Raw genomic sequence first — 17,297 nt, 5'->3', positions numbered from 1 at the left:
AGGTGTGCCTTAATGATCTTCCTTACCATTAAAATTAATACACTACGGTCTTTTAAGTGTAAAGTTTTTCAAGCGTCGCAATGCGAGAATGAATCGGAGGAACCTCTTCCGGATCAATAATCACATCCAGAACAGTTGGAACACCCGTTGAAATGATTTCATCCATCATTTCCTTGTTTATCTCACCCGGCTTTGTAATTCTGATTCCTCGTGCGCCGCATCCTTCCGCAAATTTAACAAAGTCTACCGGCTTGAAGGAGGAGGTGATCCCCTCGGGGATGCCCGCAAGCTTTCTGCCATGGTGGACCATGCCGAACATGGAATTATTCATTACTACCCAGATCACTGGAATGTTGTAATTAACGGCTGTAGCCACCTCCGTGCCATTCATCAGGAATGAGCCATCACCGACCAAGGCGATAACAGGTTTATCGCCGGCAGCCAATTTGGCCCCAATCGATGCTGCTACCGCAAAACCCATGGAGGCAAACCCGAGGCCGACAAAAAAGGAATAAGGTCTTTCAATGTTAAGATAGCGGATTGCCCAAGCCATGCAGTTGCCGCTGTCTACAAAATATAGCGTTTCTTCCGGCACGGCCTCGGCCAGATCCATAATCATCCTCTCGGGATGGTATGGCATCTTATCCAACTTCTTTGGATTTACCTTCAAACTCTCTTTAATGGCTTGGATATCTTTACACCTGTCGTCTCTCAGTTTTTTTCGTTTGTTGTTTCTGCGCAATTCATAGATAAGCTCACGCAAGACTGTCTTGGCATCGCCTGCAATCCCTGTGTTTACATAATAGTTTTTTCCGATTTCATTGCAATCGATGTCAATCTGGATCATTGATTTAGTCGGGAGCAATTTTTTATCCCATCCAGGTGTCACCCATTCGTTGAAACTGGTGCCTACCGCAAGCATAACGTCCACATCTCTTTTTATAATATATTCTTTTGCAGTCGGTGATCCGGCGAAACCCAGCACCCCCAGTGAAAGGGGGTGTGATTCGCTTAGAATGCCCTTGGCTTTTGGCGAAGTGGCCACAGGTATGTCCATAAGTTCAGCGAGTTCCAAAAGCTCTATATCGGCCCGCGAGAGAACGGTGCCCCATCCTGCAACAATCACAGGCTTTTTTGCGCTAAGCAATAGTTTAGCGGCCTCTTTGACCGCCTCTCTGTCAAATCCCATGACCTGGGCAGTACTGAATTTTCGATGATGTTCATCTGCAACTTTGCGTTTCATGATATCAGCGGGAAGATTCAGGTGGACAGGGCCCTTTCTGCCGCTTAGAGCGAGTCTGCGCGCCTTGGCAATCATCTCGCCGGCCTTGTTTTCATTGATGATGATGTCGCTGTATTTCGAAATCTGACGGAAAATGCTCACGATGCTGAAGCTTTGTATTGAAAATTCCTGGACCGCTCCTTTGCCGAAAAGAGATGTGGAAACCTGTCCGGTCAGGGTTATTACCGGAATTGAATCTGCAAAGGAAGATGCTGTTCCGGTGATCAAATTTGTTGCACCAGGCCCTGCTGTACTGCAGCATACTCCGACATTGCCACTGACCCGTGCATAGCCGTCTGCCATAAATGCAGCGCCCTGTTCGAGTTTGGTCACGATAACTTTGATCGTGCTGGTGTATAGAGCGTTGTTGAGGGGTTCAATCGCTCCGCCAGGAATGCCAAAAATGTACTGCACACCATCTTTTTCAAGTGAACCGACAATTACCTCGGCAGCATTCATTGCACCTCCACTACTGTTTTGTTGCATATTCTTTTTCTTGATTATCAGATTTATAACGTATTTATATAATTTACAAATAACAAAATATATGTAATTTAAGATTAATTAAAATATGTTTGGGTGTGGTTTGGCCATCACGTGGTTTTAAGGAGTTATATGAATTCCCAAAATTCAATTGAACAGGTTCACACTCGAATTTGGTTGGAAGAGCCGGAACCTGATAATGTATTTGCCACAAAAGCAGCTTATTGTTACGGCTACGATGTCTATGGCGGAATGCTCGGGCAGGCGCGCTGGGTGGAAATGCTTTATGTGCTTTTCCGGGGTGAGGCACCTACGAGCGCACAGACGGAACTGCTAGAAACAGTGGCGGTGGCACTGGCTAATCCGGGACCACGCGATCCATCTGTTCATGCTGCCATGTGTGGAGGCGTGGGAGGCTCCACTGCAGCGTCCTGCCTGATCGCCGCCCTGGCCGTAGGAGCTGGACAAGTTGCCGGAGGCCATGAAGTGTTCCTTGCAATGGAAAGCTGGAACAGTTGTGGTACTGATATTGATGCTTGGCAGCGCCTGTTGACAGCGCCCGCTGATGATATGACTTCCATCTGGCCGAAATCGGAACATCCTCCGGGGTTTGATCCGAACGGTATCAGCACGCCCACAATCGTCAAACAAACCCTTGCCTGTCTTGCTGGAATAAGCATCGGAACCCGACTTCCTTGGCTGGCAAAGAACCGTTCAAATCTTGAGGCAATGGTAAACCGCCCATTGGCATTGAGTGGTGTGGCGGCAGCCACGTTCAGCGACCTCGGTTTCACCTCTGGGCAGGGAGAGATGCTCCACCTGTTGCTGCGTCTTCCGGGGGCGGCAGCCCATGCTTTGGAACAGTGGCAGATTGGGCACAAGAAATTTCCATTTTTTGGAATTGAGCTGGAGAATGACCCAGCCAGGGAGGCCAGATGAATGGACCTGAATTACTACATCAGCATATCGACCGCCTGAAAAGCAGTATGGGGGCTTGTTTTCCAGGGGAGCGGGCAATATTTCGTGGTCATGACCTGCATGTTGAGTTGAAGAATATGGATTGGATTGAACTGTATGTATTTGGTATCACAGGTCGTCGTTTCACCGAAAAGCAGCTCAGTCTGCTGCACGCTATATGGGTTTGCACAAGTTACCCGGACGCACGTATCTGGAACAATCGGGTGGCAGCCCTGGCAGGTAGCTCTCGAAGCACCGGCGCCCTGGGAATTGCAGCGGCCCTTGCTGTTTCGGAAGCCTCAATTTATGGTGGTGGTATATATATTCCGTCAATTAATTTTCTTAAGCGTACACTTAAGGCTCTGAACAAAGGGGTAGAACTTGTTGACTGTGTGCGGGATGAATTGAAAAAACATCGTAGCATTGCTGGTTATGGCCGCCCTTTGGTGTCCGGCGATGAGCGGATAGTACCAATAATGAGTTTGGCTCGTTCTCTAGGACTTGGCGATGGCCCTCATGTGCAACTGGCCTTTGAAGTTGACGAGCTTCTGGCTGCCAGGCGTTGGCGGCTGCGCATTAATTACGGTGCTATTGCAGCTGCTTTATGCGCTGATTTAGGACTTTCACCTTATGAATATTATCTATTCGTTTTTCCCGCTTTTTTAGCTGGCATGCCCCCCTGCTATATCGAAAGTTCAGAACGCCCTGAAGGTACGCTCTTTCCTCTGTCATGCGATCATATCCTGTATGAGGGCCCACCGAAGCGGTCCTGGAAAAGTGGCAAGTCAGGATAGCTAGCTGTTCACATGAATGAACCGCTAAAATTTACCAACAGTATATTGTATTTGACGATTCCCCCGTCAGCACTTCACGAATAATTTTATTAAGGCTGCTCGTCGCATAGGGTTTTGTTACATAGCCGCTTATGCCTTGTTCTTTGGCCTGCTTTTCATCGATCAGCTCACTGAAGCCGGTGCAGAGGATGATTGGAATATCAGGTCTGACAGCCAAAAGCTCACTCGCCAGCTCTTTGCCGGTGAGGCCTGGCATGCTCATATCTGTAATAACGAGGTCAAATGAGTCTGGAACTGTTTTGAAAAGTTCCAATGCTTCCAGGCTGTTCAGCTTCGCTGTTACGGTGTAGCCGAGCGATCCAAGCAGTTTCTGTCCTAACTCTGCCAGCATTTCTTCATCATCCACGAATAATATCCGCTCTGTTCCACCACACGCTAATTCTTCTGAAACAACCTGTTTAACATTGCCTCTTATAAGTTTCGGCAGATAGATGTGGAAAGCGGTTCCCTGGCCCGGTTCACTGTAGACGCTGATCGTTCCGTTCAGGTTTTTGATGATGCCTTCTACTACCGCCAGTCCCATGCCGGTACCCTCACCGACTTTTTTTGTCGTGAAATAAGGATCAAAAATTCTTTCCTTTACACTCTTCTCCATGCCGTGACCGGTATCTTCCACCGTCAATCGTATGTAGTGTCCCGGCTTGAGGTCAGGGTGAGTAGCGATTAGTGCTGCATCGGCATCGACATCAGACAGGGAGATACTCAAAATTCCGCCTTTGTCACGCATGGCATGTGCTGCATTTGTTCCGAGGTTCATCAGTACCTGGTGGATTTGAATCAGGTCGGCCAGAATGACATTGTCCTTGGAATCTGTGAGGGTGCGGGTGTGTATTTCTATGGTCGTAGGCATCGTGGATCGCAGCAGGCCAATGACCTCTTCAATCACCGGGACTATCTGAATCGGCTGCAGTTCCTGTTCTGTCTGACGGCTGAATGTCAAAATTCTTTTTACCAGATCTCTGGCGCGCGAACTTGCTTCCTGTACCCGTTCAAGGTCGCGTGCTGCCGGATTATCTTTCGGTAGCTTCAGTTGCGCCATTTCGGTGTAACCAATTACTGCCGTCAGGATATTGTTAAAGTCATGGGCTATGCCGCCGGCAAGCGTTCCGATTGCTTCCATTTTCTGTGAATGTCGCAGTTCTCGCTCCATTCTCAGTTCGTTGGTGACGTCGCGTTGGATGATGACATAATTGATGATTGCCCCTTTCGAATCCCTAACCGAGGAAGCGGTTGTTTCGGCTTCGAAAAATGAGCCATCTTTTTTTCTAGTGGCAAGGCGTCCCGACCAGGCATTGTCCCGGTCAATGATCTTCCGAATCTGATTGAAATGTGCGGGGGGATAGGCATTGCCTCTGAGAATCGTGCTGGATTGGCCGATAATCTCGTCCCTGCTATATCCGCTCATCTGCTCAAAGGCTGGGTTGACATAAGTGAAATGCCACTGTGCATCGGCCATAAATATGGCCTCAGCTGCCTGCTCGATAGCACGGGCCAGGCGCATACGTTCTTCTTCGCCACGCTTGCGTTCCAATATTTCGTGGTGCAGTGCATCAATAGTCTGTGCCAGTTCCGCTGTTCGCTCCTCCACCCGTTTTTCCAACAAATCTTTCGCCTCCTGCAAACGGGTTGTCAGATCTTTTATGCGAAGATGCACACTAACGCGAGCCAACACCTCTTCGCGCTGAAATGGTTTGGAGATGTAATCCACCGCGCCAGCTTCAAAACCCCTTACCTTGTGCTCGGTTTCTGCCAGGGCAGTCATGAAAATTACCGGAATGTCGCGTGTACATTCCAGAATCTTGAGTCTGCGGCAGGTCTCAAAGCCGTCGATTCCAGGCATCATTACATCAAGCAGGATCAGATCGGGCTTGGCGTATTCTGCCCGAGTGAGACCGCTTTCACCATCTTCTGCCACAAAAACCGTGTAGTCAGATTCTGAAAGATAATTGGATACTATATCCATGTTGTTAGGATCGTCATCAATAACCAGGATTATGGGGTTTTGCATACAAGTACTCATCTCACTTCCCTCATATGTTCATCCAAGAGCGACAAAATGGCCTTAGTTCGGTATGAGCCTGCAAGTTCTCGCAACTTGCAGGCAAAGATGCTGTACCGAGGTTCGTTTTTCTCTAGTTGAACTGCCCAGGCCTGTATTTTGCGCATATCACCCAGGAGAGACAGTTCGTGAACTGCCTTTAGTTCATCGAGTGGTGGTATTTCAAAATGGTCCACAGAATCATTTGCCCCGGTTGTTACACTGTCCGCAGTGGGGGGGGATGATTTTGTAATCCATGTAAGTCCGAGCTGTTCCCCGATCCGCTCCAGCAGAACATCTATCCGAATTGGTTTGATTACAAAGGCGTCACAGGCAGCCATAAAAGCTTCCTTGCTGGATGAATCCGTTGCTATGGCTGAGGCGCCGATTATTTTTGTTCCTGACAGTTCAGGTCGCTTGCGCATCTCACTGGCGCTCTCCAACCCACTCATTTTAGGCATAACAAGATCCATGATCACCAGGTCAGGCCGTTGCTCCGTCGCTTGCTGCAAGGCAGCAGCTCCGTTTGCGGCAGTTGTGACTTTGAAACCGAGCAAGTTCAGTAGAGAAATCAGTACGGAGGTGTTGTTGATGTTATCGTCCACCACCAGGATTTTTTTGCGCTCCCCTTGATAGCCTGTGATGCCCTGCTGCTGTTTCTTTGGAAATACTTCCAATTCCATCACCCGTTGCACCGGCAGCTCAAACCAAAAGAGAGTTCCATTTCCAGCCGTACTCTCAACTCCTATTCTGCCCTGCATCAATGTCAGCAGCTGCCTGGTAATATTCAGCCCCAGTCCGGTGCCCTCCCGCACTTGCCGATTTGTGGCCAGCTGTGTGAACGGCTCAAAGACGGTTTCCAATTTGTCGCTTGGAATACCGATGCCGGTGTCCTTTATTTCGCACCGCAGTAATCCTCCTTGTTCACTGCTGTAGCTGACCTTCAAAGTAACTTCACCCTTGAGAGTGTACTTGACCGCATTGCTCAACAGGTTCAACAGAATCTGCCGCAATTTTCGCTCATCCCCCCGCACATATTGCGGCAAATCGGTAGTCGTCTCGTAGCTGAAGCGTAAATCCTTCTCCTCTGCCTGCAGTCTGGTGAGGCTGTAAACCTGTTTCAGCAGCGCCGGCAGATCAAAGGGCACTTCAGCGATTTCCATCTTGCGCGCTTCGATCTTGCCCACATCCAGAATGTCGTTAATCAGCATCAGCAGATGTTCTCCGCTGCTACGCATGATCTCAAGTTGTTGCTGCTGCATTTCCGTAATGTTCTCGTGGCGTTTAAGGATCTGAGCGTAACCGAGGATAGCATTCAGTGGCGTGCGCAGCTCATGACTCATGCTGGAAAGAAAATCACTCTTGGCCCGGTTGGCCGACTCCGCCTGCTCCTTTGCAATGGTCAATTGCGCGGTGCGTTCGCTTACCAGTCCTTCAAGATTATTACGATGGTTTATAAGCTCGGCTTCAGCAGCTTCGCGCGCTTTGATTTGCAACTCCAACTGTTGAACATTATCCTGAAGTTGATCCTGCGCATACTCTAGCTCCTGTACTTTTTCAGTAAGTGTTTCTTCTCGGTCCTTTATCGCCCGGCTCATTCGGTTGAATTCGGCAGACAGTTTTCCAATCTCGCTTCTGGGCAAGATAACCTTTACCTCGGGATGTTCTCCTTCTCGCACATCCTTTACGGCATTGATCAAGGCATACAAAGGACGTGTTGCCAGAGCTATGAAAAGATAGAGCAGCACGACACCCGCAGTAGAGAACAGGATCGCTAATGAAGCGCCTCGCCAGATGATCTGGCGTTCGGATCTGCTCATGATCTCCTTGGAGAGGCCAATACGCACCCAGCCGATCTGATCTTTTACGGGGGGGGCAGTAGCAGTGCCCTCCAAGAGAAATAGCCCTTCGGCTTCCTTGATGGTGACTACAGGGACAATGAATTCAAAGAATTTATCATGTTCAAAAAAGCTGATACTTTGGTTTTCGGACGCTGTCAGGGTGGGTGGCAGGGGATACATCTTCCCTTGGTGATGCAGTATCTGGGCGTTTTTGTTTATGAATGAGACAAAAGATACATCCTTGATTTCCATCAGCTGCTGGGCTGAAATTTTCAGTTGTTCGAGATTCTCGGAGAGCAGTGACAGTTCCGCATTTCTTGCGGCAATGCTGGCGATGGTCTCTCCCTTTTTGATTATCTCGTTTCTGAGGATCTTTCTTTCGGTGGAGATCGACTCCAAGGTGTAAACCGCGGAGATAATGACAATCATCGGGAACAGGAGTAGCACTGCCTGCCACCTGAAAGTCAGAGGAAGCATTGGCGTAAGCCGCTCAGCCAGCCTGCGTTTCCGCCGTGCTGTTGCTGTATCATGCTTTGTGATGTTCGTCATTACCGGGCCTGTGTGTCTCAGTAGATTTTTTTGGCCTTTTTCATCATCTCTTCCGGTATTTCAATTCCCATCTTCTGTGCAGTGTTGTGGTTTATGTACAACATGTATCTGCTTGGAGGGGAGGCGGATAGCTCTTCCGCACTTCCCCCATTCAGTATTGATTGAACCTTCTCTCCAATCTGGCGGCTGATCGCTTTGTGGTCGAATACGAGGGCAAACAGCGCCCCTTGTTTTACATTTGCCTCTGAAATGCCAAGCAGTGGAATGTTGTATTTAAAGGAATACAGTAAAACGTTTGACATAACTGAAGCGGTCAATAGATTTGCGTCGGGAAGCAGCAAGAGTGCCCTGGTGTCACGCAGACGGTTGATGGTCTTTACCAGATCTGAGGAAGTGCTGACGTTATATGCAGATACCTGGAGGGATTCGCCGCCGTTCAGGCTCTTGAGCATACTTTGGTTTCCAATGACCGAGAGCTTGCTGAGCGAGGGCAGGTAGCGCCGGACGGTAGCAACATACTCGCTGACAGGAGGAGACATGTACACCCCGGTGACATTTGCTCTGCCGGTTCTTGGCGGAGCTACGACGAGACCATACACCACATTGATCGAGGAAGGCAGGCGCAGAGCTTCGTTGACAGCATCCACTCCAAGTGCAACGACTATTTGGGCGTCCTCGCGTTCAACTATTGAACCAAGCCTTCCTTTGACTTCCGTAGTTGAATATTCCTTGCTCTGGGATCGGAGGGATACTTGAATCTCTGCAATAACATCAGCTACCATCGCGTATTGATTGTCACCAACGATCAGAACCTTCTCTGCGCAGGCCGGTGAAGCTATCAACAGCGAAAGGAGGAACAGCGCTGGAAGTAATTGGCAGCATCGCTCGAAGAGTAAAGACCTTCTATGTGGGAAAGAAAATCTCAAGATGAGTCCCTGGATAATGGATGAGCACGTCTGACCTAACATTAAAACCAGGGCTTGAAGCAGGCTGGAGATAAGAGGCCAAAAAAAATGGCCCCAAGTATAGCTAATTCAACTAGTAATACAATCATAAATCAATCTGTCTTGGTGGTTGTGGTGACTTTTGTCTTTAATTAATGTCATTAAATAGACTGGGTTGGCATTGCCTGTGGCCAGGATGTTTTTTTCGATTATGAAAGAGCTAAAATAATATAAATATGTTTTATTATGTGTTGACATGAACGTAAATGATAAATTATATTCCAGCCAGGTTAACAGATTAATACGTACCGTTAGGAGGACTGCGTATGTCAAATGCCGAGCGTGCGGGTGATGAAGGGATCAGCCTACTTCATGATTTGAGCAAGGATGAATTGATACGGATAATCATCGATGATGCCAAAAACTGGCTGGCCCACGATGGTGTCTGGTTTCAGTCACTTGAAAAGAAGCATGGCATGGATGTAGCGGTCGATATCGATACGGATGCATGGCGGTTGTTCACCGTCATCGAGGCCAAACGGATCATGGAACGCCTCGGCATGCAACCGGGGGGCGGGATTGCCGCCTTGGCAGAATGCCTCAAGCATCGCTTTTACGCGCGTCTTAATCTTCAGGAATGCATCGAAATTACGGAAGATCGCGCCATTTTCCGCATGATCGACTGTCGGGTCCAGTCGGCGCGCAAGCGCAAGGGGTTGCCCGATCACCCCTGCAAATCAGTGGGAATCGTTGAGTACTCAGAGTTTGCAAGAACCATCGATCCGCGTATCAGGACGCGCTGCATCGCCTGCCCTCCGGATGTACATCCAGAGGAGTTCTGGTGCGCGTGGGAGTTCACTTTGCCTGTCCAAAATCCCTGAAAATAACTCCACCTGGAGGTCCATACATGAACGCTGCAGCGACCGCACCCTACGCCACTTCCCATAAAGTTCGCTTTGTCACCGCCACCAGCCTCTTTGATGGTCATGACGCCACGATAAATGTCATCCGCCGCATATTGCAGGCCTCGGGTGCAGAGGTAATCCACCTGGGTCACAATCGTTCGGTGGAAGAGATTGCGACTGCGGCCATCCAGGAGGATGCCCAGGGGATAGCGGTTAGCTGCTATCAGGGAGGGCATTTGGAGTTTTTCAAGTACATAAAGGATCTGCTCCATGAACGCGATGCCGGGCATATTTGTGTCTTTGGCGGAGGTGGCGGGGTCATTGTTCCCGATGAGATCAAGGAACTGGAGGAGTACGGCATCAGCAAGATCTTTTCTCCGGAAGATGGCCGCCGCATGGGGCTGCAGGGGATGATCAACCTGATGTTGAAGGAATGCGACTTTGCTCCTCAACGTAGCATCGAGGAGGAGATAAATAAGCTCAAGCTGCAGGATATCCGTGCCGTCAACACCTTGATCTCCCTGGCGGAACAGGCAGTTCACGATCATACGACCGGCTACGAGAGCCTGCGTGAGCGAATTCGAAGTATGGGGCGGGATGTGCCGGTGATCGGCATTACCGGCACCGGCGGTGCAGGCAAGAGCTCCCTGTCCGATGAACTGGTGCGTCGCTTCCTGTTCGATTTCCCTGACAAAAGCGTTGCCATTCTGGCCGTGGACCCCAGCCGTCAGCGCACCGGTGGTGCTTTGCTGGGCGACCGTATCCGAATGAATGCCATCAACACCGACAGGGTTTACATGCGTTCCCTGGCCACTCGAGATTCCCACTCCGAGCTTTCCGGAGCCATTAAAGATGCAATTGATGTGGTCAAGGCATCCGGCTTTGACCTGGTCATCGTGGAGACCAGCGGCATCGGCCAGGGGGATGCGCGGATAGTCGAGATTGCCGATGTGTCACTGTACGTCATGACCTGCGAATTCGGCGCACCGACCCAGCTGGAAAAGATCGACATGCTGGACTTCGCCGACCTGGTGGCTTTGAACAAGTTTGAACGCAAGGGTGCCGAAGATGCCTTGCGCAATGTGCGCAAGCAGTATCGCCGCAATCGCAACCTGTTTCAGGAGGCGGATGAGTCGTTGCCGGTGTACGGCACCATCGCCTCCCAGTTCAATGATCCGGGCACCAATGTACTTTACCTGGCCCTGCTGGACAGGCTGAATGTAAAGAAGGGGCTCTCCCTGAAATCCGGACTGAAAGTATCGGAGACCGAGAGCTTGAAAAAGTACATCATTCCTCCTGACAGGGTGCATTACCTGGGGGAAATTGTGTCGGCGGCGCGCAATTATCGCAAGCAGGTCAAGGAACAGGTTGTGGTGGCCCGACGTCTCTTTCAGCTGAAGGGGGCACAAGAGCTGCTGACAGAATCTACGGTTGCCGAACTTGAGCGCCAGATTTCCCTGTTCGAGGGCAAACTGCATGAGGAGCCGAAGCGGATTCTCAAGGAATGGCCAAAGCTTAAGGAAACCTATCGCAAGGATCAGTTGATTACCAAAGTTCGAGACAAGGAAATCTGCAGCGACCTCTACATCACCACCCTTTCCGGGACCAGGATTCCCAAGGTGTGTGTTCCCGACTTCGCCGATTGGGGGGAGATCCTGCGCTGGTCCATGTTCGAGAATGTGCCAGGCAGTTTCCCTTTTACTGCCGGAGTATTCCCCTTCAAGCGGGCGGAAGAGGACCCCAAGCGGCAATTCGCGGGAGAAGGGTCTCCCGAGCGCACCAACCGGCGCTTTCACTATCTGTGCAAGGATGACGATGCGAAACGGCTTTCCACCGCCTTTGACAGCGTGACCCTGTACGGCGAGGATCCTGACTTTCCACCGGATGTATATGGAAAAGTCGGTGAGAGCGGCGTATCGATCTGTACGGTCAACGACATGCAGAAACTCTTCGCCGGATTCGATCTGTGCGCCCCCAACACCAGCGTTTCCATAACCATCAACGGTCCGGCTCCGATGATGCTGGCCTTCTTCTTCAATGCCGCCATTGAACAGCAGGTGGAGTGCTTCCGCAAGAAGCACGGCCGCGAACCTTCCGGAGCAGAGTACGAAGAGATTCGCAGTTGCACTCTGCAGACCGTGCGCGGTACGGTCCAGGCTGATATCCTTAAAGAGGATCAGGGGCAAAATACCTGTATCTTCTCCACGGAGTTCGCCCTGAAGATGATGGGTGATATCCAGCAGTATTTCATCGAGCAGAAAGTGCGTAATTATTATTCGGTTTCCATCAGCGGCTATCACATTGCCGAGGCAGGTGCAAACCCGATCTCCCAGCTGGCCTTCACCCTTTCCAACGGCTTCACCTACGTCGAATATTATCTGTCGCGCGGCATGCACATAGATGATTTTGCTCCCAATCTTTCCTACTTCTTCAGTAATGGTCTTGATGCGGAATACACGGTGATCGGACGTGTTGCACGTCGCATCTGGGCAGTGGTGATGCGTGAGAAGTACGGTGCCAGCGACCGCAGCCAGAAGCTGAAGTATCATATTCAGACTTCCGGACGTTCGCTGCATGCACAGGAGATGGATTTCAACGACATACGCACCACACTGCAGGCATTGACCGCCATCTACGACAACTGCAATTCGCTTCATACCAATGCTTATGATGAGGCGGTCACAACGCCCAGCGAAGAATCGGTGCGCCGAGCCATGGCGATCCAGATGATCATTACCCGCGAGTTCGGCCTGACGAGGAACGAAAACTCCAGCCAGGGCTCTTTCATCATCGAGGAACTGACCGACCTGGTGGAAGAGGCGGTGCTGTGCGAGTTCGAACGGATCGACCAGCGCGGGGGTGTGTTGGGGGCCATGGAAACCCAGTACCAGCGCAGCAAGATCCAGGATGAGTCCATGTTGTACGAGCACAAGAAACATTCGGGTGAATTGCCCATTCTGGGGGTCAACTGCTTCCGCAATCCCCGTGCAGACGAAGAGGGGTACCAGGTGCCGGGTGAGCTAGCCAGGGCCACCAAAGAGGAAAAGGAACAGCAGATTGCCAATCTGGCCGCTTTTCATGAGCAGCATCGCGGGGATGCCTCGCAGGCCCTCAAGAAGCTGCAGGAGACAGCAGTGGCAGGGGGCAATATCTTTGCCGAGCTGATGGAAACGGTGAAGGTAGCGTCGCTTGGGCAGATATCGAAAGCGCTGTACGAAGTCGGAGGCAAATACCGGCGCAATATGTAGGCGGGTGCAACCTTCCGACCATCTTGCCGCCACTCCTTGGGACTCTCTTGTGCGACGTAGCGCTGCTACGTCTCCGCGGAATCCCTGCGGAGTGACGACAATCTGGCCGAAATTTTGCCCCCGTAGGGAAAAGCGATTTGAGGGAGGACACATGGACATTTTTCAGGTAATTCGTGATCGCCGCAGTATTCGCAAATATAAGGATACGCCGGTAGAACGTAAAAAAATCGAGCAGATCCTGGATGCGGCACGATTGGCTCCTTCCTGGAAAAACAGCCAGTGCTGGCGGTTTCTGGTGTTGAGCGATGCGGATAAGCGGGCCAGGTTGCTGGAGGCTTTTCCTGATGACAACCCCGGTAAAAAGGCGATTGCAATGGCTCCTGTGGTGATTGTCGTCTGTGCTGACCCTGGTGAATCGGGGGTGGAAAACGGCATCGGATACTTTGCGGCAGACACCGCCATCGCCTTTGAGCATCTTTGTCTTGCAGCGCATGCCCTTGGGCTTGGCACCTGCTGGATGGGGTGGTATAACGAGGCACTGATTAAACAATCCCTTATGCTCCCCGAGGCCATCCGAATCGTGGGCATAACTCCCTTGGGATATCCTGATCAGGAACCAAAGGCGCGTCCGCGGAAAGAACTAGTGGAGATTGCCTTTTTCAACGAATGGGGGTGCTGACATGCTAACAGAACAGGAATCGCAGCAGAGAGTATTTCGCTTGCAGGCCGGGCTGAAGGAGAAGGGATTATCCGGCGCACTTTTCATATTTCCCATCGATGTCTACTACTTTACCGGCACCCGTCAGAACTCAACGCTTTGGATTCCCGTGGAGGGCGCACCCATGCTGCTGGTGCGAAAGAGTCTTTCGCGGGCCAGGGGGGAAAGTCCGCTTGCTGACATCCGTCCCTTTCCTTCAAGTAAAGAGTTTCCCTCCTTGTTTGGTGAAGGAGAAATGAAAATCGGTATGACGTTTGATGTCATTCCGGTACAGCAGCTAAACTATTACACCAAGCTGTTGCCCGGACATCAGATTGTCGACATTTCCCCCCTCAACCGGGAAGTTCGATCAGTCAAATCGGAGTTTGAGGTGGAGCAGTTGCGGTACAGTGGGAGTGTCCTTTGTTCGGTATTTCACCAGGTGCCTCAGTTCCTGAATGCTGGCATGCGCGAACTCGATCTCGCCGCTGAATTCGAATACCGGCTTCGTAAGGCGGGTAACGAGGGATACGTTCGCATGAGAGCTTTCAACCAGGAACTCTACGGTGGTCTGGCGGTCTCCGCCGGGGGCGCCAGCTATGGATTTTTTGATGGCGCGGTGACCGGAAAAGGGCTTTCCAATGCATCGCCGCACGGGGCCTCGGTTGAAGTCATTCGCGAAAACGAGCCGATCCTGTTGGACTACACCGGTGTTTTTAATGGCTATGTGACGGACATGACCCGTATCTTTGTGATCGGCCAACTAGATCCGGAACTGCAGCACGCCTTTGATGCTTCTCTCAGCATTCAAGAAGCCATCCGGCAGGCCATGAAGCCTGGTGCCGTATGTGAGGATCTGTTTGCAATGTCTGTCAAAATGGCCGAAGAGGCCGGTCTCGGTTCAGCGTTCATGGGCATGCCGGGTGAGCAGGCGAAGTTTGTCGGGCACGGTGTTGGTCTGGAGCTGGATGAATATCCTGTTCTGGCACAGGGTTTCAAAGTGCCGCTTGTCTCCGGTCAGACGATTGCTGTCGAACCGAAATTTGTCCTTCCGGGTAAGGGAGCAATCGGCATAGAAAACACTTTTTCAGTTAGTGATAACGGTGGAATCAAGCTGACGGATATGCCTGATAAAATTGTTTTCCTGTAGTCTCAACTGTCAATCACAAGCCGGTGTCTGGTAACTCAGCTCCGGCTTTTTTTGTACTCATTTTGAAATGTATAATTGTGTTATATTTTTAGTTGACATGAACGTAAACGGATTATACAGTGGCATCACTTTTGGGATCGGAGGGAATGTCATGAATGAAGGCGTTTTTGTGGTAGAGGCGAAAAGAACCCCGTTCGGCTCCTTCAATGGAATGCTGTCTGAAATTGATGCACCCCGTCTGGCGGCAACGGTCATGCAGGGAATGCTTTCATCTGCCGGCCTGTCCGGCGAAACGGTTGACGAGGTCATCATCGGTCAGGTGCTATCGGGCGGTTGCGGCCAGGCACCGGCACGCCAGGCCATGCGCGCAGCCGGTATTCCAGACAGCGCACCAGCCCTGACAATCAACAAGGTCTGCGGTTCAGGTCTCAAGGCGGTAATGCTTGCCTGCGACAGTATACGTCTTGGAAACTCCGACATTGTTATGGCCGGTGGCATGGAGAATATGTCCCTGGCTCCCTACATCCTTAAAAAAGGTCGCAGTGGATACCGCATGGGTCATGGCGAACTGCTGGACCTGATGATCTACGATGGATTGCAGGATCCTTACACCGGACGCCACATGGGTGAAATCGGCGAGGATAGCGTGGCACGTGCCGGTCTGACCAGGGACGAACAGGATGCATTTGCATCCCGTTCCTACCAGCTTGCTCAAGCAGCGGTGACCACAGGAACCTTTGCGGATGAGATTATTGCGGTGGTGAAAAAAGGGAAAAAGGGTGATGAGGTAGTCGATAGCGATGAAGAGCCGTTCAAAGGGGATGCGGGCAAGCTAAGCCAACTGCGGACAGTTTTCCGTAAGGATGGCACCATCACGGCCGGTAATGCTTCCACCATCAATGACGGCGCGGCACTGCTTCTGTTAAGCAGCGAGGCAGGGCTGAAAAAGCATGGCTTGAGTCCCAAAGCCCGAATCGTGGCGTACGCAACCGAAAGCCGTCATCCCGATAACTTCCCCGAAGCCCCAATAGGGGCCATTGAAAAAGTCTGCTCACGAGCCGGTCTCTCGGTTGCCGACATCGATCTGTTTGAAATTAACGAAGCCTTTGCTTCAGTGGCGCTGCTGGCTATCAAGGCGCTTGGTCTGCCCCTGGAGAAGGTGAATGTCAACGGCGGAGCCTGTGCCATCGGTCACCCCATCGGCGCAAGCGGTGGTCGCCTGGCTGCTACGCTGATCCGTGAACTTCACCGGCGCAATGCACGCTATGGGCTGGCTACGCTGTGTATTGGAGGAGGCGAAGCGGTAGCCGTCGTCTTCGAGCGGGTCTGAAAACAGTTTGAAACACAGAGCAACGGAGCAACGGAGAAAATTAAGAAAAGAAGCGTTGTGTCTATCTCAGTTGCTCCGTGTTATTCCGATTCTGAAATGGAGGCATCTTATGGTCAAAACAATTGGAGTTCTCGGGGCAGGGCAGATGGGCAACGGCATTGCCCATGTCTATGCTCAATATGGATATCAGGTTTTTCTCTACGACATCGCTGAACCGCAGCTGGAAAAGGCGATCACGACCATACGGCAGAATCTTGAGCGCCAGGCCAAAAAGGGAGTCATCGGCGAGCAGCTGGTCGGGGAGACTGTCGGGCGGATCATGACCACTAAAAACATGACCGATCTGGTTAACTGCGATTTCTGCGTCGAGGCCGTCACCGAGCACGAACCGCTTAAACTGGACATCTTCCGCAAGCTAGACGACATCGTGCAACCCAGCGCAATTCTGGCTTCCAACACCTCCTCGATTCCAATCACCAAAATCGCTTCGGTCACCAAGCGTCCCGACAAGGTGATCGGCATGCACTTCATGAACCCGGTGCCGGTGATGAAACTAGTGGAAATCATTCGCGGTCATGCCACCAGCGACGCAACCTTTCGACTGACTGCAGAGCTGGTGGCCAGGCTGGAGAAGGAGATGGCGGTTTCCCAGGATTACCCGGGATTCATCGTCAACCGGGTGCTGATCCCGATGATCAATGAGGCTGTCTTTGCCCTTTATGAAGGTATTGCCACGGCCGAGGACATCGACAAGGGGATGAAGCTGGGCACCAACCAGCCCATGGGGCCGCTGACACTGGCGGATTTCATCGGGTTGGATACGGTACTGGCCATTGCCAATGTTCTCTATGAGGGTTTCAAGGATCCCAAATACCGCCCCTGTCCGTTGCTGGTAAAGATGGTCAATGCGGGGTATATGGGGCGCAAGTCGGGGCGCGGGTTCTACACGTATTGACAGGTGTAGGGGCGCGGTTTCCACGCCCATCGCTCAATAATGCTAACCAGGGCGCGGTAACCGC

12 protein-coding genes are annotated in these 17,297 nt (G+C 51.3%); 8 read left to right on the top strand and 4 right to left on the bottom strand.

Going from position 1 to position 17,297, the window contains the following annotated elements; all coding sequences use genetic code 11:
- Positions 1 to 52: 52 nt before the first annotated feature.
- Positions 53 to 1,741 (bottom strand): thiamine pyrophosphate-binding protein, encoded by a 1,689-nt coding sequence (locus tag KJB30_RS14520; RefSeq protein ID WP_214300591.1) that lies wholly within the window; start codon positions 1,739 to 1,741, stop codon positions 53 to 55.
- Positions 1,742 to 1,897: 156 nt separating this feature from the next.
- Between KJB30_RS14520 and KJB30_RS14515 the strand changes: the two genes are divergently transcribed.
- A complete protein-coding gene (locus KJB30_RS14515) occupies positions 1,898 to 2,704 on the top strand; it encodes a citryl-CoA lyase (protein WP_214300589.1) in 807 nt (268 codons plus the stop codon).
- Positions 2,701 to 3,516 (top strand): citrate synthase family protein, encoded by an 816-nt coding sequence (locus KJB30_RS14510; RefSeq protein WP_214300587.1) that lies wholly within the window; start codon positions 2,701 to 2,703, stop codon positions 3,514 to 3,516. The genes KJB30_RS14515 and KJB30_RS14510 overlap by 4 nt, the downstream gene beginning before the upstream one ends.
- Positions 3,517 to 3,547: 31 nt before the next feature.
- Here KJB30_RS14510 and KJB30_RS14505 read toward each other — a convergent pair whose 3' ends face one another.
- Genes KJB30_RS14505 through KJB30_RS14495 form a run of 3 tightly spaced genes read right to left on the bottom strand, consistent with a single transcriptional unit; the run spans position 3,548 to position 8,786 of the window.
- Positions 3,548 to 5,584: an ATP-binding response regulator gene (locus tag KJB30_RS14505; protein ID WP_214300585.1), complete on the bottom strand. Its 2,037-nt coding sequence runs from the start codon at positions 5,582 to 5,584 to the stop codon at positions 3,548 to 3,550.
- An 8-nt stretch (positions 5,585 to 5,592) separates the two neighbouring features.
- Complete coding sequence (locus tag KJB30_RS14500; protein ID WP_214300583.1) at positions 5,593 to 8,004, bottom strand: ATP-binding protein; 2,412 nt, start codon at positions 8,002 to 8,004, stop codon at positions 5,593 to 5,595.
- Between the two features lie 17 nt (positions 8,005 to 8,021).
- A complete protein-coding gene (locus tag KJB30_RS14495; protein WP_214300581.1) occupies positions 8,022 to 8,786 on the bottom strand; it encodes an ABC transporter substrate-binding protein in 765 nt (254 codons plus the stop codon).
- Positions 8,787 to 9,274: 488 nt separating this feature from the next.
- Here KJB30_RS14495 and KJB30_RS14490 point away from each other — a divergent pair, with 488 nt between their 5' ends.
- The 6 genes from KJB30_RS14490 (at position 9,275) to KJB30_RS14465 (ending at position 17,233) form a co-directional block, all read left to right on the top strand.
- Complete coding sequence (locus KJB30_RS14490; RefSeq protein ID WP_214300580.1) at positions 9,275 to 9,829, top strand: DUF6125 family protein; 555 nt, start codon at positions 9,275 to 9,277, stop codon at positions 9,827 to 9,829.
- A gap of 26 nt (positions 9,830 to 9,855) precedes the next feature.
- Positions 9,856 to 13,101 carry a fused isobutyryl-CoA mutase/GTPase IcmF gene (gene icmF, locus KJB30_RS14485; protein ID WP_214300578.1) on the top strand — a complete coding sequence of 1,082 codons (3,246 nt, stop codon included), beginning with the start codon at positions 9,856 to 9,858 and terminating at the stop codon, positions 13,099 to 13,101.
- Positions 13,102 to 13,252: 151 nt separating this feature from the next.
- Positions 13,253 to 13,780 (top strand): nitroreductase family protein, encoded by a 528-nt coding sequence (locus tag KJB30_RS14480; RefSeq protein WP_214300576.1) that lies wholly within the window; start codon positions 13,253 to 13,255, stop codon positions 13,778 to 13,780.
- 1 nt (position 13,781) lies between these two features.
- A complete protein-coding gene (locus KJB30_RS14475; RefSeq protein WP_214300574.1) occupies positions 13,782 to 14,948 on the top strand; it encodes a M24 family metallopeptidase in 1,167 nt (388 codons plus the stop codon).
- 151 nt (positions 14,949 to 15,099) lie between these two features.
- Positions 15,100 to 16,278 carry a thiolase family protein gene (locus KJB30_RS14470; RefSeq protein ID WP_214300572.1) on the top strand — a complete coding sequence of 393 codons (1,179 nt, stop codon included), beginning with the start codon at positions 15,100 to 15,102 and terminating at the stop codon, positions 16,276 to 16,278.
- A gap of 109 nt (positions 16,279 to 16,387) precedes the next feature.
- A complete protein-coding gene (locus tag KJB30_RS14465; protein WP_214300570.1) occupies positions 16,388 to 17,233 on the top strand; it encodes a 3-hydroxybutyryl-CoA dehydrogenase in 846 nt (281 codons plus the stop codon).
- Positions 17,234 to 17,297: the final 64 nt, after the last annotated feature.

The organism is Pelotalea chapellei (genome assembly GCF_018531195.1).
Classification (GTDB): Bacteria; Desulfobacterota; Desulfuromonadia; order Geobacterales; family Pseudopelobacteraceae; genus Pelotalea; species Pelotalea chapellei.
Note: the sequence above shows the minus strand (reverse complement) of the source record. Positions and strands in the feature narration are given on the sequence as shown.